Annotated in this window: 19 protein-coding genes; 6 read left to right on the top strand and 13 right to left on the bottom strand. The window is 62.8% G+C overall.

Translation table 11 applies throughout. From position 1 onward, the window contains the following. The 5 genes from H928_RS33230 to H928_RS0111280 all read right to left on the bottom strand — a co-directional run. Positions 1-984, bottom strand: a 984-nt coding sequence (locus H928_RS33230; RefSeq protein ID WP_239644935.1) for a TonB-dependent siderophore receptor, incomplete at its 3' end; no start/stop codon positions are given. A gap of 425 nt (positions 985-1,409) precedes the next feature. Next, on the bottom strand, positions 1,410-2,198 hold the full coding sequence (locus H928_RS0111295; protein ID WP_021026603.1) for a transporter substrate-binding domain-containing protein: 789 nt from the start codon (positions 2,196-2,198) through the stop codon (positions 1,410-1,412). Positions 2,199-2,361: 163 nt separating this feature from the next. Continuing rightward, a complete protein-coding gene (locus H928_RS0111290) occupies positions 2,362-2,910 on the bottom strand; it encodes a glycine zipper 2TM domain-containing protein (RefSeq protein ID WP_021026602.1) in 549 nt (182 codons plus the stop codon). 81 nt (positions 2,911-2,991) lie between these two features. Continuing rightward, positions 2,992-3,441 carry a dUTP diphosphatase gene (gene dut, locus H928_RS0111285; RefSeq protein ID WP_021026601.1) on the bottom strand — a complete coding sequence of 150 codons (450 nt, stop codon included), beginning with the start codon at positions 3,439-3,441 and terminating at the stop codon, positions 2,992-2,994. A 168-nt stretch (positions 3,442-3,609) separates the two neighbouring features. Further along, entirely contained in the window at positions 3,610-4,101 is a 492-nt protein-coding gene (locus H928_RS0111280) for a hypothetical protein (RefSeq protein ID WP_021026600.1), read from the bottom strand. Positions 4,102-4,361: 260 nt separating this feature from the next. Here H928_RS0111280 and trxA point away from each other — a divergent pair, with 260 nt between their 5' ends. Together trxA and rho are read left to right on the top strand one after the other, a co-directional pair. Then, the gene (gene trxA, locus H928_RS0111275; protein ID WP_027010832.1) at positions 4,362-4,694 is read left to right on the top strand and encodes a thioredoxin TrxA; all 333 of its coding nucleotides are present in this window, start codon (positions 4,362-4,364) and stop codon (positions 4,692-4,694) included. A 363-nt stretch (positions 4,695-5,057) separates the two neighbouring features. Continuing rightward, entirely contained in the window at positions 5,058-6,320 is a 1,263-nt protein-coding gene (rho, locus tag H928_RS0111270) for a transcription termination factor Rho (RefSeq protein WP_021026598.1), read from the top strand. Positions 6,321-6,375: 55 nt separating this feature from the next. Here the strand turns inward: rho and H928_RS27275 are convergent, their stop codons facing one another. After that, positions 6,376-7,341, bottom strand: a complete 966-nt coding sequence (locus tag H928_RS27275; RefSeq protein ID WP_148293129.1) for an AraC family transcriptional regulator — start codon at positions 7,339-7,341, stop codon at positions 6,376-6,378. 228 nt (positions 7,342-7,569) lie between these two features. Between H928_RS27275 and H928_RS0111260 the strand changes: the two genes are divergently transcribed. From H928_RS0111260 to H928_RS0111245, 4 genes are all read left to right on the top strand, one after another. Then, positions 7,570-8,595, top strand: a complete 1,026-nt coding sequence (locus tag H928_RS0111260) for a class I SAM-dependent methyltransferase (protein ID WP_043339728.1) — start codon at positions 7,570-7,572, stop codon at positions 8,593-8,595. Between the two features lie 203 nt (positions 8,596-8,798). Then, the gene (locus H928_RS0111255; protein ID WP_021026595.1) at positions 8,799-9,044 is read left to right on the top strand and encodes a type B 50S ribosomal protein L31; all 246 of its coding nucleotides are present in this window, start codon (positions 8,799-8,801) and stop codon (positions 9,042-9,044) included. Positions 9,045-9,239: 195 nt separating this feature from the next. Further along, positions 9,240-10,952, top strand: a complete 1,713-nt coding sequence (locus tag H928_RS0111250) for a hypothetical protein (protein WP_027010831.1) — start codon at positions 9,240-9,242, stop codon at positions 10,950-10,952. 8 nt (positions 10,953-10,960) lie between these two features. Next, positions 10,961-12,340 carry an MATE family efflux transporter gene (locus tag H928_RS0111245; protein WP_239644934.1) on the top strand — a complete coding sequence of 460 codons (1,380 nt, stop codon included), beginning with the start codon at positions 10,961-10,963 and terminating at the stop codon, positions 12,338-12,340. Here the strand turns inward: H928_RS0111245 and phoR are convergent. From phoR to pstS, 7 genes are all read right to left on the bottom strand, one after another. Then, on the bottom strand, positions 12,337-13,686 hold the full coding sequence (phoR, locus tag H928_RS0111240) for a phosphate regulon sensor histidine kinase PhoR (protein ID WP_021026592.1): 1,350 nt from the start codon (positions 13,684-13,686) through the stop codon (positions 12,337-12,339). The genes H928_RS0111245 and phoR overlap by 4 nt on opposite strands. 108 nt (positions 13,687-13,794) lie before the next feature. Continuing rightward, on the bottom strand, positions 13,795-14,502 hold the full coding sequence (gene phoB, locus H928_RS0111235) for a phosphate regulon transcriptional regulator PhoB (RefSeq protein ID WP_021026591.1): 708 nt from the start codon (positions 14,500-14,502) through the stop codon (positions 13,795-13,797). 10 nt (positions 14,503-14,512) lie between these two features. Then, positions 14,513-15,214 (bottom strand): phosphate signaling complex protein PhoU, encoded by a 702-nt coding sequence (gene phoU / locus H928_RS0111230; protein WP_021026590.1) that lies wholly within the window; start codon positions 15,212-15,214, stop codon positions 14,513-14,515. A 42-nt stretch (positions 15,215-15,256) separates the two neighbouring features. Continuing rightward, positions 15,257-16,048, bottom strand: coding sequence for a phosphate ABC transporter ATP-binding protein PstB (gene pstB / locus H928_RS0111225; RefSeq protein WP_021026589.1), 792 nt, complete (start codon positions 16,046-16,048; stop codon positions 15,257-15,259). Positions 16,049-16,067: 19 nt separating this feature from the next. After that, a complete protein-coding gene (gene pstA, locus H928_RS0111220; RefSeq protein WP_021026588.1) occupies positions 16,068-16,949 on the bottom strand; it encodes a phosphate ABC transporter permease PstA in 882 nt (293 codons plus the stop codon). After that, complete coding sequence (gene pstC / locus H928_RS0111215) at positions 16,946-17,917, bottom strand: phosphate ABC transporter permease subunit PstC (protein ID WP_043339725.1); 972 nt, start codon at positions 17,915-17,917, stop codon at positions 16,946-16,948. Before pstC ends, pstA begins: the two co-directional genes overlap by 4 nt. A 113-nt stretch (positions 17,918-18,030) precedes the next feature. Further along, complete coding sequence (gene pstS, locus H928_RS0111210) at positions 18,031-19,068, bottom strand: phosphate ABC transporter substrate-binding protein PstS (protein WP_021026586.1); 1,038 nt, start codon at positions 19,066-19,068, stop codon at positions 18,031-18,033. Positions 19,069-19,097: the final 29 nt, after the last annotated feature.

Genomic DNA, 19,097 nt, shown 5'->3' with positions numbered 1-19,097 from the left:
ATCGATGACGGCCGTAGCGGCGGTGACCGGCGGCGCCGTGCGTGCGGTGTAGAGCTGGTAGTCGGCCTTCTTGTCGACATGCTCGACGGTGAAGGTGTGCTTCTGGTCTGCATTGGGGCGCACGATCACCTTGCCCAGCACCGAGGCATCCTTGTCGCGCTGCGGATTCGGTGTGGTACGGCGCGTATCGAGCGTGTCGATATCGCCCATGTTCTTGAGCTCGCGGCTGCGGCCCAGGTTCACACCCAGCAGCCATTCAACCGTCTCATTGGGCTTGCCAGCCAGGGTCAGGCCCAGATTCTTGCCGGTGTTCTCGCTGTCATAGCCTACGCTGGCACGGCCGCCAAAGGTCTGGCCGTCCTTGAGCAGGTTGCGGGGATCATTGGTGATGAAGTTGACGAGACCGGCCATGCCGTCGGAGCCATACAGCGCCGAGGTGGCCCCCCGCACCACTTCCACCCGCTGGACCATGCCGACATCCAGGTAGTCACGGCCAAAGGCATTGGCGCTGAACACATAGCTGCGCGGCAGGCGGATGCCATCGACCAGCATCAGCACGCGGTTGCCGTCCAAGCCCCGGATATTGAAGCCAGCGTTCTGGTCGCGGCCGGTGGGGCTGGACGCCAGGGTGAAGCGCGCCGGTGCGCGCTTGACCGAGACATTGGGCATGTCGCGGGCAATATCGCGGATATCGCGCATCTGCTGCTCTTCCATCTGCCGGGCATTGATGACGTCAATGCTCATCGGCAGCTCGTCGGGGTCCTGCTCGTAGCGCGAGCCACTGACCACCATTTCCTTGAGCAAGGGCGCATCGGCCGCAGCCACCTGCACGGCGCCAGTCGCCTGACCGGAGCTGGCCGCTGCAGGGCTTTGGGCCTGTGCTGCCTGGGCCACACACAGCAGTGCAGCCAGTGCCAGGGGTTGCAAGGCCAACGGCTGGCGCGCGGCACTGGAGAGGCGCGACACAGGGAGGGACGAAGACACGCGATGCGCGTCGCAAGGGGGATGAGCAGCCACGGGCCGAGCTTTCAGACAACAGGGTTGAACAAAGAAGCTGGCAATGACGGCCCGCTGCAAGGGCAGGGGCGGCAGCACGGCTGGCGTGCGGGTCACAGGCTGGCGATGTAACAATTATATGAGAATAGTTCTTATTTATCGAGGCAATAGCCCTGCAAAGACTGGGTGCTGCTGCGAAATAGCGACAGTTGCAGCGGAATACGCAAGATCTGCGCTTGCTCGAGCCGTCATCGGCAACCCCCGCGAAGCTTTTGCAGCCGGCACGCACCAACAAAAAAACCGCCTGGTCTGCAACGCCTGCACCGGTGGAGCACCCCCTGGGCGCCCTGTACCTTGGCAACGGCATGCAGACCAGGCGGCTTACGCGCTGGCCTTGCTGGCGACCTAACGGCTTATTTCAGCCATTTCTGCGCCTCTTGCTGCAACACGCCGCGCAGCGCCAGCACATCCCAGGTGAACTGCATCACGCGCTGGTAGTCGGCATCGTCCACCGGCAGCATAAAGCCCAGTTGGTTGACGGGGGTCAGCGGCTTGTCCAGGTAGGCGGCGTAGAGGCGCGGGTCGGCCTTGCTGTAGTGCAGCGCCTCATAGGTCTCGGTGATCATCGCATCGCCCTTGCCTTCGGCGATCAGGCCCGGAATCTCGGCATTCTTGTCATGCGTGCTGACCTGGGCGTTTTTCAGGTTCTGCAGCACATAGGCCTCGTTGGTGCCGCCGGGGTTCTTGATCACGCGCACGCTGACCTGGTTCAGGCTTTCGGGCGTGGTGAACTTGTCCTTGTCGGCCGCACGCACCAGGGCCACCTTGCCAAACGGCGCGTAGCCCGGCAGCATCTGCACCTTGCCCAGGCGCGCCACATTGCGCGTGATGCCGCCCACGGCCACATCGAACTTGTTGTCCTGCAGGTCCTGCATCAGCTTGGGCCAGGTGGTGTCCACATACTCGACCTTGACCCCCAGTTCCTTGGCCATGGCCTCGACCACCTCGATATCGTGGCCGGCGTACTTGCCATCGGCCTTCATCGCAAAGGGGCGGTAGTCGCCCGGCGTGCCCACGCGCAGCACCTTGGCCTGCATGATGGCATCGAGCCGAGGACCCGCCTGGGCCGGCAGAGACAGCGCTGCAAGCGCCGTCGCGCTGAGGGCCATGGCGGCGAGGGTGTTGGTTTTCTTCTGGAACATGGTGGCACCTTGGTATGGTCGACAATCGGGAGGGAAGATCACGCAAAAAAAGCGTGCACACCGTTGCGGTGTACACGCTTTTTGAGACACGCGGCGCCATTGTGTCCCAGCGCCAGCCGCCTGCCCATCGGGGTTCACCCAAGCCTGGCAGGCGCTGCGCCGATCAATAACGCGAGATCTGGCCCTGGTTGATCTGCACGCGGTCGCCCGGGCGCAGATCGCCGGGGTTGGGCACATCAAAAATGCGCTGGCCGCCGTTTTGCAGGTTGATATGGATGCGGTAGCCGCTGACGGTGCTGCGGCCGCTACCCGACGACTGCTCCAGCGCATTGCCGGCCGCTGCGCCACCGGCCACACCGGCAGCAGTGGCGGCCATGCGGCCAAAGCCGCCGCCGACCTGGTTGCCCAGCACGCCGCCAACCACGGCACCCAAGATGGCGCCTACGCCGGAGGTGCTGCGCGACTGAGAGCGCAGCTCTTCAATATTGCCCACGGTGCCGTATTCCATACCGTAAGGCGCTTGCTGCTGCGGATAGCCGCCCTGCTGCGGGTAGCTGCCCTGTTGCTGGGGCGCCGGGCCTTGCGGGTAGCGGTTGTCATAACGGGGAGGTGCCTGCACACAGGCCGCCAGTAGCGAGGCGGCCGCCATGGCCAGGCCCAGCTTGCCTGCACGTTGCAGCAGGCTGCGCGAGCTTGGATTTGTTTGAGACATTGCGCTCTCCTTTCAGATCACAAAAATGACGAGGGGGTCAGGGCCACCAAGGGCCCGCCAGGTTCAGTAGCTTGCGGTGGCTTACTTGGTGCCGGTGGAGCCATAGCCCCCGGCGCCGCGTTCGGACACATCGCCAAAATCTTCGACCACCTGAAAGCTCGCCTGCACCACCGGCACGATCACCATTTGCGCGAGGCGTTCCATCGGCTGCAGCACAAAGGGCTGGCTGCTGCGGTTCCAGGCGCTGACCATCAGCTGGCCTTGGTAGTCGCTGTCGATCAGGCCGACCAGGTTGCCCAGCACGATGCCATGCTTGTGGCCCAGGCCCGAGCGCGGCAGGATCATCGCGGCATAGCCAGGGTCGCGCAAATGGATGGCCAGGCCGGTGGGCACCAGCTGCCAGGCATTGGGCTCCAGCGTCAAAGGGGCATCGAGGCAGGCACGCAAATCCAGGCCGGCGCTACCAGGGGTGGCGTACTGGGGCAGCTGCTCTTGCATGCGGGGGTCGAGAATCTTCAGGTCAACAATCATGGTGGTGGTTCAGCTATCAATGCAGCGAAGGCTAGCATATACACAACGCCCGCCAGCGCAGTTGGTGCACCGGCCTACAGGCATTTACCGTATGCATACAAATGCAAGGAACTGCACCTCCCCCACCCTGCCCCTGCGGCATCCGGTGGGGCCGTGTTCTGTGGCCGCCTAGTTCTTTTGCGACCAGCCCTTTTTGAAGGCCGCAATCAGCATCACGATGCCCAGTGGCGGAAACATGATGCCCAGGATCGCGGCGATCAGCACCCCGATGAGCTTGAAGCCGCTGAACGGCTTCTTGCTGGCTGTACTGCCACTGCCGGCAGAGGTAAAAATCGATGTGGTGGCTGCGCCTGAACTGCTGCGCGTTGTAGTGGTCAGCGTCTGCGCCGCGCCCTGGCGCCTGTCCTTGCGCACCTGGTCCATCTGGCGGATGCGGTCGAGCAGCTCCTGGGCCTGGTCGGCGATCGGGTTGCTGCTCGCCTGGCCGGATGGAGCCGATGGCGCCTGGCCATGGCCTGGCCGCGCCGGGCGCTGCATGCTGCCCGTGGTATGGGCGGCACCGGGGTTCTGCCGGGCGATGAGCTGGTCCACATAGCGCACAAAGTCGCCGTGCGGTGGTGTGTCATAGACAGACGCGCTGTCCCTGTTCAGCAGTGCCAATGGCATCTCCTCTTGCCGCCGTCGCTTGCAAGCGGCAGCAGCGATTGATAGTTTCAAACTCCGGCATAGCAAGGCTGCATGCCCGGACCCTCTTGTCCCTCTGAGAGCGCATTGTGCTTGACATCCTGCGCCCCTACAACGCGTCAGATGCAGCGCGCGCTGCCTGCACCCGGCCTTGCTTTCTGTCACAATGGCCTCAACTTTTGTCCATGGCGCAACCCCTGGCGCCAAAAAACCCAAAATTTAACGAGGAACCTGCCATGTCGGAATCCCTGATCAAGCACACCAACGAAGCCAGCTTTGAAGGCGATGTTCTGCAACCCAACACCAATGTTCTGGTGGACTTCTGGGCCGAATGGTGCGGCCCTTGCAAGCAGATCGCTCCGGTGCTGGAAGAAGTGTCGGTCAGCTACAAGGACAAGCTGCAGATCGCCAAGGTCAATGTCGATGAGAACCGCGCCATCTCGGCCAAGTTCGGTATCCGCGGCATCCCCACCTTGATGCTGTTCAAGAACGGCGAACTGGCCGCCACCAAGGTGGGCGCGCTGAACAAGGCCCAACTGACGGCCTTCCTGGACGAGCAACTGGCCTAAATCCAGCCCCTGGATGCGCGGCCCGCGCGTCTGCATCCCGGCATGGCCGGCCCAATCTGGCGGCCATCGCCAACAAAGCACGGTTTCTGCCGTGCTTTTTGCATTTTTCAAGCATTTGATTTTTCTGTATTTTTATAAAAAAATCAAAAAACCTAGCCGCTCACTGTCCCGCCTGATACATATAGTTGATAATTCAGGCAGGATGTTCCTGCAGCAACCTGTCTATAATCGACATTTAGATCACCGATCGTATTCCGACCAAGAATAGATCAAGCATGGTCTCCGGCTTCGCGGTCTCCCGCTTATTGCACCGGCTCTGCATTCCCCCTACCTCTAACAGTTACTCCGTTCTGGAGTCTATCCATGCACTTAAATGAGCTCAAGGCACTGCATGTGTCTGAAGTCCTCAAGCTGGCAGAAGAGCTTGAAATTGAAAATACTGGTCGCATGCGCAAACAGGAGTTGATGTTTGCGATCATCAAGAAGCGGGCCAAGGCCGGTGAACAGGTTTTTGCCGATGGCGTTCTCGAAATCCTGCCCGACGGATTTGGCTTTCTGCGCAGCCTCGACACGAGCTTCACGGCCAGCACCGACGACATCTACATCTCCCCCAGCCAGGTGCGCCGCTTCAACCTGCACACCGGCGACATGATTGAAGGCGAAGTGCGCACGCCCAAGGATGGCGAGCGCTACTTTGCACTGACCAAGCTCGACAAGGTCAATGGTCTGCCACCCGAGCAGAACAAGCACAAGATGATGTTCGAGAACCTGACGCCGCTGTTCCCCAAGGAACAGATGCGTCTGGAGCGCGACATCAAGGCCGAGGAAAACATCACCGGCCGCCTGATCGACATCATCGCGCCGATTGGCCGTGGCCAGCGCGCACTGATCGTCGCCGCCCCCAAGAGCGGCAAGACGATGATGATGCAAAGCATTGCACACGCCATCACCGCCAACTACCCCGATGTGCACATGATGGTGCTGCTGATCGACGAGCGTCCGGAAGAAGTGACGGAAATGCAGCGCTCGGTCAAGGGCGAGATCATTGCATCGACCTTTGACGAGCCCGCAGCCCGCCACGTGCACGTGGCCGAGATGGTCATCGAGCGCGCCAAGCGCCTGGTGGAAATGGGCCAGGACGTCGTCATCATGCTCGACTCGATCACCCGTCTGGCCCGCGCCTACAACAATGTGGTGCCCTCGTCAGGCAAGGTGCTCTCCGGCGGTGTGGACGCCAATGCGCTGCAGCGCCCCAAGCGCTTCTTTGGCGCGGCCCGCAATGTCGAAGAAGGCGGCTCGCTCACCATCATCGCCACCGCCCTGGTCGACACCGGCAGCCGCATGGACGAAGTGATCTTTGAAGAATTCAAGGGCACTGGCAACAGCGAGCTGCACCTGAGCCGCCGCCTGTACGAAAAGCGCGTCTTCCCGGCCATCGAGCTCAACAAGAGCGGCACGCGCCGCGAAGAGATGCTGCTCGCTCCCGAGATCCTGCAAAAGACCCGCATCCTGCGCCAGTTCATGTACAACATGGATGAGATCGAGTCCATGGAACTGATGATCAAGAACATGAAGCAGACCAAGAGCAATGTCGAGTTCTTCGACATGATGCGCCGCGGCGGCTAAACCCCGCCCTGCGCCCACCGGCCTGCCAACCCTCCACTCAACACGGAGGGTTTTTTCATGCCCGCGTGCGCCAGCGCTCTCCCGCCACCGTTTTGGGCGACCGGCCAAAGTGGCGCTCAAAGGCCGTGCTGAAGCTCGAGACATGCTGGTAGCCCACCTGGTAGGCCACCGCCGAGACGCGCTGGCCGCTGTCCAGCAATGCCCAGGCGTGCTCCATGCGGATGCGGGTCAGCATGCGGTGGGGGCTGGTGCCCAAGAGCTGGCGAAAGCCGGTTTTCAGCGCAAAGGCGTTGGTGCCCACCGCTGCGCACAGGTAGGCCACCGTCAAGGGCTGGGCATAGTCGCGCAGCAGGATGTCGCGCGCCTGGAGAATCTTGTCCTGGTCTGCGGGCCGCAATGGGGCCGCCGTGGCTGGCGACGGGCGCAGCTGGCGGGTCTGCTCGGACAGCAGGCTGAGCGCGGCGATCTGCATGCCCAGCAACGCACCTCGCTCATCCCGCCCCTCTTGCGCATGCCTTGGCAGCAAGGCCGCCGCCCATTGCGCGGTGCTCGCACCATAGGCGCCAAAATGCAGCGCGCGCGCCGATTGGTCAAAGCGCACACCCTCCAGCAGATCGGCCAGTCCATAGCGCTGCAGCAAGGCCTCATCGGCCACCAGCCGCAGCTGGCGCAGCGCCTGCCCGGCCGGAAAGCAGCGCTCGCCCCGCACCGAGGCAAAAGCGGCCAAGGTGCTGTGGCCGGCGACAAAATCAAAACGCTGGCCATCCACACCGGTGGTGCTGGACTGCCCTTGCAGCGCCACCGTCAAGGTCAGGCAGCGGCTCTCACGCTCCAGCAGGCTGGCTTCCAGCAAAGGCCGGTTGGGCTGGTAATCCATATAGACCAGCGCCAGGCCTGGCTCGATCTGCAGCCGGTCGGTGGCGCAATGGCCCAGCTGCGCGGGCAGGCTGGAGCGCCACCAGGCCAAGGGGCCCAGGCGCTGGGGTGCGCTCGCATCTGCGCTGTTGATTCGGTAGACCAAGACTGCCTTTCTGGCCGCAGCAGGCGGCAGCATCGCGAATGACTCCGCCCTGCCAAAGCAATGCTCCGTTTTGCCTAAATTTCAAATGATACCTATTTGCATTTGAAATTTATAGTGAAGGCTCTGTATCCACCCCCTAAGCACCCGGACCGCAACCATGGCACACCTCCTCTTATCGACAGGCAATCCTCCTCCGTTTCACTGCACAGCGGGGGCTTGACCATGCGCATGGATTTTCAGACCGAGCATCCGCTGCAGCCACTGTGGCGCCTGGCTGCGATTCCACTGCAAAGCCAGGCGCTGGAGCAAGCGCTGGCGCAGCGGCTGTTTGACCAGCTGCGCGAGCCCGCCAGCGCCCAGGCGGTGGCAGAACGCCTGGGGCTGCATGCAGGGGCCTGTGCCGTCTGGCTGGAGCTGCTGTGGAGCATGGACCTGCTTGACTGCCAGCGTGCAAGCCATGCGCAAGGCGATGACCTGTTTGCCAGCTCGGCGCTGGCCCAGCGCTATTTTCTGACGGACGCAGCCGACTACTGCGCGCAGGCCTGGCAGTACCGGCAACAGGCCTTGTCCGGCCTGGCCAGCCAATGGCCGCAGTGGCTGGCAAAAGGCAGCGTGGCCATGACCGCGCCGCCCGGCAGCTGGGCCCAGGCGGCCCGCGTGCAGATCGGGCAAGAGCAGCGCGCGATCACCGTGCCAGCGATGGCGCATCTGCTGGCGCAACTGGGCCCCCTGCCCGCCACAGGGCGTTTGCTCGATCTGGGCGGAGGCCCCGGCCATATCGGCATGGCACTGGCCCAGCAGCTGCCCCATTGGCAGGGGCTGGTCTGCGATGAGCCAGGCACCGCCGCCGTGGCCGCCGAGAACATTGCCAAGGCCGGACTGCAGGGGCGCATGGCTGCGCAAGGCTGCGATGTGCAGCAGCAGGACTATGGCCAGGGCTTTGACCTGATCTGGTGCTCGTCGATGCTGCACTTTCTGCCGGACCCGGCCCAGGCCGTGCGCGGCATGTGGCAGGCCTTGAAGCCCGGCGGCCTGCTGCTGCTGGCCCATGCCGAGCGGCCCGATGACCCGGCGATGGCCGCCTGCGTCTGGCCGTTTTACGCCGGCCTGGTGCTGCGCGGCCATTACCTGCCGCGCCCGGGCGATATCGCCCAGCACATGGCAGCAGCGGGCTTTGGCCAGATCCGCGCGTTGGGGCGGCTGGATTTCCCAATGGCGCCCGTCTGGCTGCATGCGGGGCGTAAGCCGGCTTAAAGCTTGCCAAATCAACGCATTGCAATGCTTCAGGCGCAGGCCACCGAAGCCATCAGCCGACTGAAACCCGAGGTTTTACTGAAAACAAGCCCATCCTATGCAATAATGGAGGGCTTTTATTGCGGAAAGTACGCCCAGTTTACTGGGATGCAGAGGTTGCATCCGGCTTGGCACGGCTCCCGCACTTGACCTAAGGAAGAATCATGAAAGAAGGCATTCACCCAGACTACCGCGAAGTGTTGTTCGTGGACCTGTCCAACGGCTTCAAGTTTGTGACCCGCTCCTGCGTGAACACCAAGGAAACCGAAACCTTCGAAGGCAAGGAATACCCGCTGTTCAAGCTGGATACCTCGTCTGAGTCGCACCCTTTCTACACCGGCACCCAAAAGTCGGTGGACAACATGGGCGGCCGTGTGGAGCGTTTCCGCAACCGTTTCGGCAAGAAGTAATTTGCTTTTGGCAAAAGGGCTTCGGGCTGCAAGGCCTGGCGCCCTTTTTGTCTTGGCAACCCAAAGGCAGTGCGACACCGTACTGCCTTTTTTCATTGACCCGCCTGGTGGACGCGCAGACAATGCGCGGTTCTCCTACATTTCTGGTGCAGGGCCTGATAAGCTGCTGAGCCTTGCTCCCTCTGGTAAGCCTGTGTGAATTTTCCACCCCCAGCCATCGTCTCCCAAGCCGCTGTACGCCCTCTGCCGCGTGCGCTTTTGCTGCTGCTGTGCCTGGCCTATGTGGTGCCCGGCTTTATCGCCCGCGCGCCCTGGAAGACCTTGGACATCACCAGCTATGGCTACGCGCTGGCGCTGGCAGAAGGCCGGACTCCGTGGCTGGCGCCGGAGATCCTGGGCCTGAGCCCGGACACCGAGGGCCTGATTCCCTACTGGCTGGGCGCCTGGGCGATCCAGGCTTTTGGCGACTTCATCTCGCCCGAGCTGGCCAGCCGCCTGCCGTTTGCCGCCCTGCTGTGGCTGGCCTTGATGGCCACCTGGTATGCCGTGTACTACCTGGCGCGCAGCCCGGGCGCCGGCCCCGTCGCCTTTGCCTTTGGCGGCGAAGCCAACGAGATCGACTATGCGCGCGCGATGGCCGATGGCGGCCTGCTTGCGCTGATTGCCTGCCTGGGCCTGGCCCAGCCTTCGCACGAGGCCAGCAGCTATGTGGTGCAGCTGTCGGGCGTGTGCTTTGTGTTCTATGCGGCCGCCTGCATCCCCATCCGCTTTGCCACGCCGCTGTGCATAGGCGCGGTAGGCTTGGTGATGCTGGCGCTGAGCGGCGCGCCCACCTATGCGGTCTGCCTCGGTCTGGGCGTGGCCCTGATCCTGGCGCTCACCCCCGTCGATGCCAAGCTGCGCGCGCGCAGCCTGCAGGCGGCCGGTGCCTTTGCCATCCTGGGCGTGGCCGCCTTGCTGCTGGCTGTCTACCTGCACCAGTGGCAATGGCGCATCCTGCCGGCCGAGCATTTCCGCCAGCTGCGCCCGCTGTTTGAGCTGGTGGTCTGGTATGTGTGGCCGGCCTGGCCGCTGGCGCTGTGGTCGCTGTGGATCTGGCGCCGCCAGGTAGCCGACTGGCGCTTTGTGCATCGCCATTTGTGGCTGCCCATCCTGCTGGGCGCCCTGGCGCTGGTCAACACCGTCATCACCACCCCGTCTGACCGTGCGCTGCTGCTGGGCCTGCCCGCATTTGCCGCGCTGGCCGCCTTTGCGCTGCCCACCTTCCGCCGCGCGATGGCGGCGCTGATCGACTGGTTCACACTGCTGTTTTTCAGCGCAGCGGCCATCACCATCTGGGTGATCTGGCTGGCGGTCTACACCGGCACGCCGGCCAAGCCAGCCGCCAATGTGGCCCGTATCGCGCCTGATTTTGTCGCGCAGTTTTCGCTGCCGCAGTTTGTCATTGCCGCGCTGGCCACCCTGGCCTGGTGCGCGCTGGCCTTTTGGCGCGCGCGCCGCAACCGGCCCGAGATCTGGCGCAGCCTGGTGCTGCCAGCGGGCGGCACCGTGCTCAGCTGGATCTTGCTGATGAGCATCTGGATGCCGATGCTGGACTATGGCCGCAGCTACACCGCCCAGGTGCAGGCGCTGGCCAAGGTGCTGCCCGCCCCCGCCTCGGCCGGCTGCGTGGCTGCCTGGGGCCTGAGCCGCTCGCAGATTGTGGCCATGCAGGCCCAGGGCGGCTGGCAGCTCAAGACCTTGACGGACCCGACCAGCGCATCCTGCAACTGGCTGGCCATGCCGCTGGAATCACAGCGCACCCCGAGCAACGAGGTGCTGGGCCCTGAGTGGAAGCGCCTGGCGGCCGTGGCCCGCCCGACCGACAAGAACGCGGAGATCGTCATCTACCGTCGTCAACCGGGTTGAAGGCGCGTATGCGGGAGATGTTGACGCGCCTGCTGGCAGGCCGCGATATGCGGGTGCTGGCCAAGCATGCGGGCACGGTGTTTGTCGGCCAGATTGCCGTGATGGGCTTTGGCGTGGTCGACACCATCGTCGCCGGCCGCCATGCCGAGGCCTCGCTGGCCGCGCTGTCGGTGGGCTCGGCCATCTTTGTGACCGTCTATGTCTCGCTGATGGGCCTCTTGCAGGCGCTGATGCCGATCTGGTCGGAGATGCACGGCGCGCGCCGCCATGCCGACATTGGCGCCTCGCTGCGCCAGTCCCTCTACATCTGCCTGGCCGCTACCTTGCTGGGCTGGGCCGTGCTGTTCAATCCCGCGCCCATCCTGCGCTGGACCGAGGTGCCGCAGGAGCTGCAGTCGCTGGTCAAAAGCTACCTGGCCATCATCGGCTGGAGCCTGCCGGCCGCGCTGCTGTTCCGCATTTTCAGCACCTTGAGCCAGTCGCTGGGCAAACCCAAGATGGTCACCTGGCTGCAGGCCATGTCCCTGCTGGTCAAACTGCCGCTGTCCATCTGGTTCACCTTTGGCGGCCTGGGCCTGGCACCGATGGGCGTGCTGGGCTGCGCCTGGGCCACTTTTGTGGTCAATTTCCTGCTCTGCGGCCTGGGCTGGTGGCTGCTGCGCAGCCAATCCGTCTATGCGCCAGCCGATATCTGGCGCCGCCTGGAGCGGCCGCACTGGCCCACCCTGGCCCAGTTTGCGCAGCGGGGTGTGCCCGCCAGCCTGTCGATCCTGGTCGAGATCACCTCCTTTACCTTGATGGCGCTCTATGTGGCACGCATGGGCACGGCCTCGTCGGCAGCGCACCAGATTGCGGCCAATGTCACGGCACTGATGTACATGGTGCCGCTGTCGCTGGCGATTGCCACCAGCGCCCGCGCCAGCTACTGGCGCGGCGCGGGAGATGAGGCTCGGGCGCGCCAGGTGGTGTTTCTAGGCCTGTTTTCGGCCATGGGCCTGGCCGCCACACTGTCGCTGCTGGTCTGGCTCGTCAAGGGCTGGATTGTGCCGATCTACACCGCTACGCCCGAGGTGGCGGCCATCGCGCTGGGCCTGCTGGGCTGGGTCAGCCTCTACCACCTGGCCGATGCCAGCCAGACCGTGTCCATCTTTGTGCTGCGCAGCTACCGCATCACCGTCACGCCCTTGCTGGTGTACTGCAGCCTGCTCTGGGGTGTGGGCCTGTGGGGTGGTTTTCAGCTGGCCTACCACGGCATCGCCGGCCGCCCGGCGATGGATTCCCCCATCGCTTTTTGGATGTGCGCCGCCTATGCGCTGGTGCTGGCGGCGGCCTGCTTTTTGGTCTTGCTGCACCGCGTCACCAAAAACGCGGTGCGGATGAGCGCTTAGACCAGTTCTTCCGTCAGCTGCTGGCGCACGCGTGACGGTGGAAACACCACGCTGAACTCCGACCCCTTGCCGATCGTGCTGCGAATCTGCAGCTGCGCGCCGTGGCGCTGCAGCACATGCTTGACGATGGCCAGGCCCAGGCCCGTGCCGCCGGTATCGCGCGAGCGGCTGCGGTCGAGGCGGTAGAAGCGCTCGGTCAGGCGCGGGATATGCTCGGGCGCAATGCCCGGGCCGGTGTCGGTGACGCTGACGCGCCCCGAGCCATCGGGCTGGCGCATGAACTGCACACGGATCTCGCCGCCCGCGGGCGTATAGCGCACGGCGTTGTTGACCAGGTTGGACAGCGCGCTTTGCAGCTCATTGCCGGCACCGGCCAGCTCGTAGTGGCCGGCATCGGCATCCTCTTGCGGAAAGAACAGCTGCAAAGGCTTGTCGCCATCCTTGGCAATCATGCGCGCCAGGCCATGCGCATCTTCTTCGCAGCGCTTAAGCAGGCTGCCCACGCTGACCCATTCATTGAGGCTGGGCGGCGGGTTGCCCTCCAGGCGCGACAAGGTCAGCAGATCGACCACCAGGCCTTGCATGCGGTGGGCCTGGTTGGACATCAGCGCCAGGTACTGGGTGCGCTCCTCGGCGCTCAGCGGCAGGGTCTGTAAGGTTTCGATAAAGCCGGCCAGCACCGTCAGCGGGGTGCGGATCTCGTGCGAGACATTGGCGACAAAGTCGCGCCGCATTGCATCGGCCAGCTCCATCGAGGTGACATCGCGCGAGAGCAGCAGCTTGCGGTTGCCGCCATAGGGGAACATCTGCACCGACATGCGCATCGGGCTGGCCGCGCGCATCACCGGGCTGACCATCACCACATCCTTGCTGAAATTGTTGGCGTTGAAATAGCCGATGAACTCCGGCGCGCGCACCAGGTTGGTGATGACCTGCATGTGGTCGCGCTCCAGGTTGAAGCCAAAGTGGTCACATGCAGTCTGGTTGCACCACTCGATATGGCTGTGCTCGTCGAGCAGCACGACGCCGTTGGGCGAGGCCTGGATGGCCGTCAGCACCTGGTGCAGCCGGTCATCGGACTGCGCCTCGTTCTTTTGCAGCTGGCGCACCAGGCGCCGCGCCCGGTCGGCCGCCTCGCCCCACATGCCCATCAGCTGCGGAGCACTGTCCGCGTCACCGTGCCGCAGCCAGCCCACCACCTTGTTGCCGCGCCAGACATCGACGACAAACCAGCACCAGGCCCCGATGATGGCCGCCAACAGTGCGCCGGGCAACTGCCCCAGCCACCAGCCCAGGGCCGCGCCCAGGGCCTGAAAAAACAAAAAACTGACAATGCGAAACAGCATGCAGGCCTAACGCTCAAAAACAAAAAAAGCTGCGACCAGCGCAGCCTACAAAAAAAGAGCAAGCTGCCCGAATGCGGAAGTATCCCCGCATCACAGGCAGGCTGCAAGCTAAGCGCGCTGCAGCGCCTGGGGCTGGCCGGTGATGCGGTAGCCGGCACCACGCACGGTCTCCACCATCACATTGGCAGCGCCCAAGGCCTCGCGCAGACGCTTGACGTGGACGTCCACGGTGCGCTCCTCGATGAAGACATGGTCGCCCCAGACCTTGTCGAGCAGCTGCGAGCGCGAGTGCACACGCTCGGCATGCTTCATCAAAAAGTGCAGCAGCTTGAACTCGGTGGGGCCGAGCTTGAGCAGCTCACCCTGGAAGGTCACGCGGTGCGTGGCCGCGTCCAGCACCAGCTCGCCAATCGTCACACTGTCGTTGACCTGCTCGGGAATGCGGCGGCGCAGCACTGCACGGATGCGGGCCAGCAGCTCCTGCGTAGAAAAAGGCTTGGTGATGTAGTCATCGGCACCGGCATCGAGCCCGGCGATCTTGTCGGGCTCATCGCCGCGGGCGGTCAGCATGATGATGGGGATGCCCTTGACGCGGGCATCCGCACGCCATTTGCGCGCCAGCGAGAGGCCGCTTTGGCCAGGCAGCATCCAGTCCAGCAAGATCACATCGGGCAGCACCGCGTCCAACTCGCGCTGTGCAGCATCACCATCCTCTGCCCAGATCGGCAGGCAGCCGTTGTGTCGCAGGTTCACCGCGATCAGCTCGGCAATCGCGGGCTCGTCTTCGACAATGAGAACGCGTGGCAGTTTTTTCATAACTCAGACTCTACAAAACACTCGATTCGATTTCTTGCATGGTGGTGTGGCGCACATCGATACCCTTGACCAGGTAGATGATGAGCTCGGCAACATTCTTCGAGTGGTCACCGATGCGCTCGATGGCCTTGGCCAGGAACAGCAGGTCCAGGCTCGGCGAGATCTTGCGCGGATCTTCCATCATGTAGGTGATGAGCTTGCGCACAAAACCGTCGAACTCGGCATCGATCAGGTCGTCTTCCTTGAGGATCGACACGGCCGCCGTCGTGTCCAGGCGGGCAAAGGCGTCCAAGGTCTTGCGCAGCAGGCCCGAGGCGAGCTCGGCGGCCACACGCAGGTCCGAGGTCGGCAGCGAGCGGGCGGCGCCGCTGTCAATGATGGAGCCGACCATGCGGGCCATCTTGTGGGCTTCGTCACCCATGCGCTCCAGGTTGGCCGTGGCCTTGGAAAAAGCTATCAGCAAGCGCAGATCGCGGGCCGTGGGCTGGCGGCGCGCAATGATGGTCGAGAGTTCGTAGTCGATGTCCACTTCCAGCTGGTTGACGCGCTTTTCCTGCTCTTCAACGCGCTCGACGGCCTCGGTGCTGAACTGCGACAGCGCGTAGATGGCCTGCTGGATCTGGGACTCGACCAGGCCGCCCAACTCCATCACCCGAGAGGAGATGCTGTTGAGCTCGCTGTCGAACTGTGATGAGAGATGTTTTTCTGTCATATCAGGCTCTTTTCGTTGTAGTGGTTGGCGTGACCGCGCGGCTTAGCCGAAACGACCGGTGATGTAGTCTTCGGTCTCTTTGCGCTGGGGCTTGAAGAACATCTGTTCGGTGGCACCGAACTCCATCAGGCTGCCCAGGTACATGTAGGCGGTGAAATCGCTGCAGCGGGCGGCCTGCTGCATATTGTGGGTCACGATCACCACCGTGTAGTCGTCCTTCAGCTCAGCGATCAGCTCTTCGATCTTGGCCGTAGAGATGGGGTCCAGCGCCGAGCAAGGCTCATCGAGCAGCAGCACTTCGGGCTTGATCGCGATACCGCGGGCAATGCACAGACGCTGCTGCTGACCGCCGGACAGGCCCGAGCCGCTTTGGCCCAGCTTGTCCTTGACTTCGGTCCACAGCGCGGCCTTGCGCAGCGCCCATTCCACGCGCTCTTCCATGTCGCTCTTGCTCAGGTCCTCGAACAGCTTCACGCCAAAGGCGATGTTGTCGTAGATGGACATCGGGAACGGCGTGGGCTTTTGGAAGACCATGCCGACCTTGGCGCGAATCAGGGCCACATCCTGCTTGCTGGTCAGCAGGTTTTCACCATCCAGACCGATATGGCCTTCGGCGCGCTGCTCGGGGTAGAGCTCGTACATGCGGTTGAAGGTACGCAGCAAGGTGGACTTGCCGCAGCCCGACGGGCCGATGAAGGCGGTGACCTTGTTTTCCGGGATTTCCAGGTTGATGTTCTTGAGCGCGTGGAACTTGCCGTAGTAGAAGTTCAGGTCGCGCACCGAGATCTTGGAGTTCAGTGCATTGGCGTTAGCCGCATTGGTTTTTGTCAACATAGGGTTCACCTGTGAATACTTATTTTTGGCGCGCCATGCTGCGCGCAAGAATGTTCAGACCCAGCACCGCCAGCGTGATCAGGAAGACACCTGCCCAGGCCAGTTGCTGCCAGTTTTCATAAGGGCTCATCGCAAACTTGAAGATGGTGACCGGCAGGCTCGCCATCGGCTTGGACAAGTCGGTGTTCCAGAACTGGTTGTTCAGTGCGGTGAACAGCAGCGGAGCGGTTTCACCAGCGATACGGGCCACGGCCAGCAGCACACCGGTGATGACACCGGCACGGGCGGCACGCAAGGTCACCATGCTGATCACCTTCCACTTGGGCGTGCCCAGTGCGTAGGCCGCTTCACGCAGGCTCGATGGCACCAGGATCAGCATGTTCTCGGTGGTACGGATGACCACCGGAATCACGATCAGCGCCAGCGCGATGACACCGGCATAGCCCGAGAAGCTCTTGAAGCGGATCACGATCATCGAGTAGACGAACAGACCGATCACGATCGACGGAGCCGACAGCAGAATGTCGTTGACAAAGCGGGTCCCCGATGCGAGCCAGCCGGTCTTGTTGTACTCGGCCAGGTAGATACCGGCCATCACACCGATGGGCGTGCCCACGAAGGTGGCCAGGGTCACCATCACCAGCGAGCCCCAGATGGCGTTGGCGATACCGCCAATTTCATTGGGAGCCGGGGTCATCTGGGTGACCAGGGCCACGCTCAGACCGCCCACGCCCAGGCGCAGGGTTTCCCACAGAATCCAGATCAGCCAAAACACGCCAAAGGCCATGGCTGCGAGGGACAGGGCAATCGCGACTTGGTTGACGCGGTTGCGTGCACGGTACTTGGCAGCGCGCTGGCTGGCCAGATCGGATGCCTGGATCAAGCTTTCTCCGGTGGTCATGAACGGGCTCCTTCATTCTTTTGCAGGCGGCTCAGCATAAATTTGGAGCAGGCCAGGACGATGAACGTGATGAAAAACAGGGCCAGACCCAGGTAGATCAGCGATGCCTGGTGCAGACCTTCGCCGGCTTCGGCGAACTCATTGGCCAGTGCCGAGGTAATGCTGTTGGCCGCTTCAAAGATGGACAGCGAGTTGAGCTGGTTCATGTTACCGATCACGAAGGTGACGGCCATGGTCTCGCCCAGTGCGCGGCCCAGGCCCAGCATCACGCCACCGAAGACACCGGTCTTGGTGTAGGGCAGCACGACTTTCCACATCACTTCCCAGGTGGTGGAACCCAGGCCATAGGCCGATTCCTTGAGCAGCGCGGGGGTGACTTCGAACACATCACGCATCACCGATGCGATGAAGGGGATGACCATGATGGCCAGGATCACGCCGGCCGAGAAAATACCGATACCGACGGGTGGGCCGGAGAAGAAGGCTTCCATATAAGGAACGCCTTGAAACAGGTTCTGCAGCGGTTGCTGCACATAGGTGGCCAGCAAGGGGCCAAAGACCATCAAACCCCACATACCGTAGACGATGGATGGCACGGCAGCGAGCAGTTCCACGGCGGTACCCAGCGGGCGCTTGAGCCAGACGGGGGAGAGTTCGGTCAGGAACAGCGCAATGCCAAAGCTCACAGGCACGGCGATCAGCATCGCAATGAACGAGGTGGCCAAGGTGCCATAGATCATCACCAGGCCGCCGTAACGGTTCTGGACAGGATCCCACTCGCTGTTGAAGAAAAATCCGATGCCGTATTCACGGATGGCAGGCCAGGCGCCGACGATCAGCGAGCCCATGATGGCCAACAGCAGGGCCAGGGTCAGCACCGCAGCACCGCGCGCGAGGAACGCAAAAAAGCCGTCAGCGACGGAGTTGGAGAGCCAAGGCTTGCGCGTTGGCGGTTGGCTGGATTGCATCTGCGCTTTGCCGGCGGCAACCGTTTTGTTTTGAACAGGAAAGGATGTCGACACGTTTGATTCCATTCAGTGTGGAAAAGGGCCGCTACCCGAGCGGCCCATCATTTTTCGACTTACTTGGCGAACACAGCCTTGCCGCTGCCGTCCTTGATCTCGCCCCAGGACTTGTAGATGATGTCCTTGACGCTGGCTGGCATGGGCACGTAGTCCAGGCCGTCAGCAGTGCCGTCACCGGAGGTGTAAGCCCACTCGAAGAACTTCAGCGAGGTGGTGCCCTGGGCTGGCTTTTCCTGCAGCTTGCGCATCAGGATGAAGGTGGCCGAGGTGATGGGCCATGCATCCTTGCCAGGCTGGTTGTTCAGGATCTGGTAGAAGCTCTTGTTCCAGTCAGCACCGGCAGCAGCGGCCTTGAAGTTGGCGCTCTCTGGGCTGACAAAGTTGCCATCGGCGTTTTGCAGCTGGGCGAAGACCATCTTGTTTTGCTTGACGTAGGCGTATTCCACGTAGCCGATGGAGTTGGGCAGGCGGCCCACATAAGCGGCCACGCCTTCGTTGCCCTTGCCACCGGCACCGGTAGGCCAGTTCACGGCAGCGCCCTCACCCACTTTTTCCTTCCACTCGGTGTTGACCTTGGAGAGGTAGTTGGTGAAGCCGAAGGTCGTGCCCGAGCCGTCAGCGCGGCGCACGGGAGCGATGGTGGCGTCTGGCAGCGCCACGCCTGGGTTCAGCTTGGTGATCGCGGGGTCATTCCACTTGGTGATCTTGCCCAGGTAGATGTCGCCCAGCACTTGGCCGTTGAGCTTGAGTTGACCGGGGGTGATGCCCTTGATGTTGACCACGGGCACAATGCCGCCGATCACGGTGGGGAACTGCACCAGACCCTTTTGTGCCAGCTCTTCGTCCTTCAAAGGCATGTCGGAGGCACCGAAGTCCACGGTTTTGGCATCGATTTGCTTGATACCGGCGCTCGAACCCACCGATTGGTAGTTGATCTTGACGCCAGTGGCCTTGTTGTAGTCAGCAGCCCACTTGGAATACAGTGGAGCTGGGAAGCTTGCACCGGCACCGGTAGCCTCTTCGGCGTGCACCTGGGCAAACGCACCGGCGGCAACCAGACCAGCTACCAGCACTCGAATCGCGGACACTTTCATGAAAACTCCTGTTGGTGATGAAACGCAAT

It is taken from the genome of Comamonas sp. B-9, assembly GCF_000410635.1.
Lineage (GTDB): Bacteria > Pseudomonadota > Gammaproteobacteria > Burkholderiales > Burkholderiaceae_C > Comamonas.
Note: the sequence above shows the minus strand (reverse complement) of the source record. Positions and strands in the feature narration are given on the sequence as shown.

Bases quoted from the DNA above. Each gene is read 5' to 3' on its own strand.
- H928_RS0111295 (WP_021026603.1), bottom strand. From the start codon at position 2,198: ATGTTCCAGAAGAAAACCAACACCCTCGCCGCCATGGCCCTCAGCGCG.
- H928_RS0111290 (WP_021026602.1), bottom strand. From the start codon at position 2,910: ATGTCTCAAACAAATCCAAGCTCGCGCAGCCTGCTGCAACGTGCAGGC.
- dut (WP_021026601.1), bottom strand. From the start codon at position 3,441: ATGATTGTTGACCTGAAGATTCTCGACCCCCGCATGCAAGAGCAGCTG.
- trxA (WP_027010832.1), top strand. From the start codon at position 4,362: ATGTCGGAATCCCTGATCAAGCACACCAACGAAGCCAGCTTTGAAGGC.
- rho (WP_021026598.1), top strand. From the start codon at position 5,058: ATGCACTTAAATGAGCTCAAGGCACTGCATGTGTCTGAAGTCCTCAAG.
- H928_RS0111260 (WP_043339728.1), top strand. From the start codon at position 7,570: ATGGATTTTCAGACCGAGCATCCGCTGCAGCCACTGTGGCGCCTGGCT.
- H928_RS0111255 (WP_021026595.1), top strand. From the start codon at position 8,799: ATGAAAGAAGGCATTCACCCAGACTACCGCGAAGTGTTGTTCGTGGAC.
- H928_RS0111245 (WP_239644934.1), top strand. From the start codon at position 10,961: ATGCGGGAGATGTTGACGCGCCTGCTGGCAGGCCGCGATATGCGGGTG.
- phoR (WP_021026592.1), bottom strand. From the start codon at position 13,686: ATGCTGTTTCGCATTGTCAGTTTTTTGTTTTTTCAGGCCCTGGGCGCG.
- phoB (WP_021026591.1), bottom strand. From the start codon at position 14,502: ATGAAAAAACTGCCACGCGTTCTCATTGTCGAAGACGAGCCCGCGATT.
- phoU (WP_021026590.1), bottom strand. From the start codon at position 15,214: ATGACAGAAAAACATCTCTCATCACAGTTCGACAGCGAGCTCAACAGC.
- pstB (WP_021026589.1), bottom strand. From the start codon at position 16,048: ATGTTGACAAAAACCAATGCGGCTAACGCCAATGCACTGAACTCCAAG.
- pstA (WP_021026588.1), bottom strand. From the start codon at position 16,949: ATGACCACCGGAGAAAGCTTGATCCAGGCATCCGATCTGGCCAGCCAG.
- pstC (WP_043339725.1), bottom strand. From the start codon at position 17,917: ATGCAATCCAGCCAACCGCCAACGCGCAAGCCTTGGCTCTCCAACTCC.
- pstS (WP_021026586.1), bottom strand. From the start codon at position 19,068: ATGAAAGTGTCCGCGATTCGAGTGCTGGTAGCTGGTCTGGTTGCCGCC.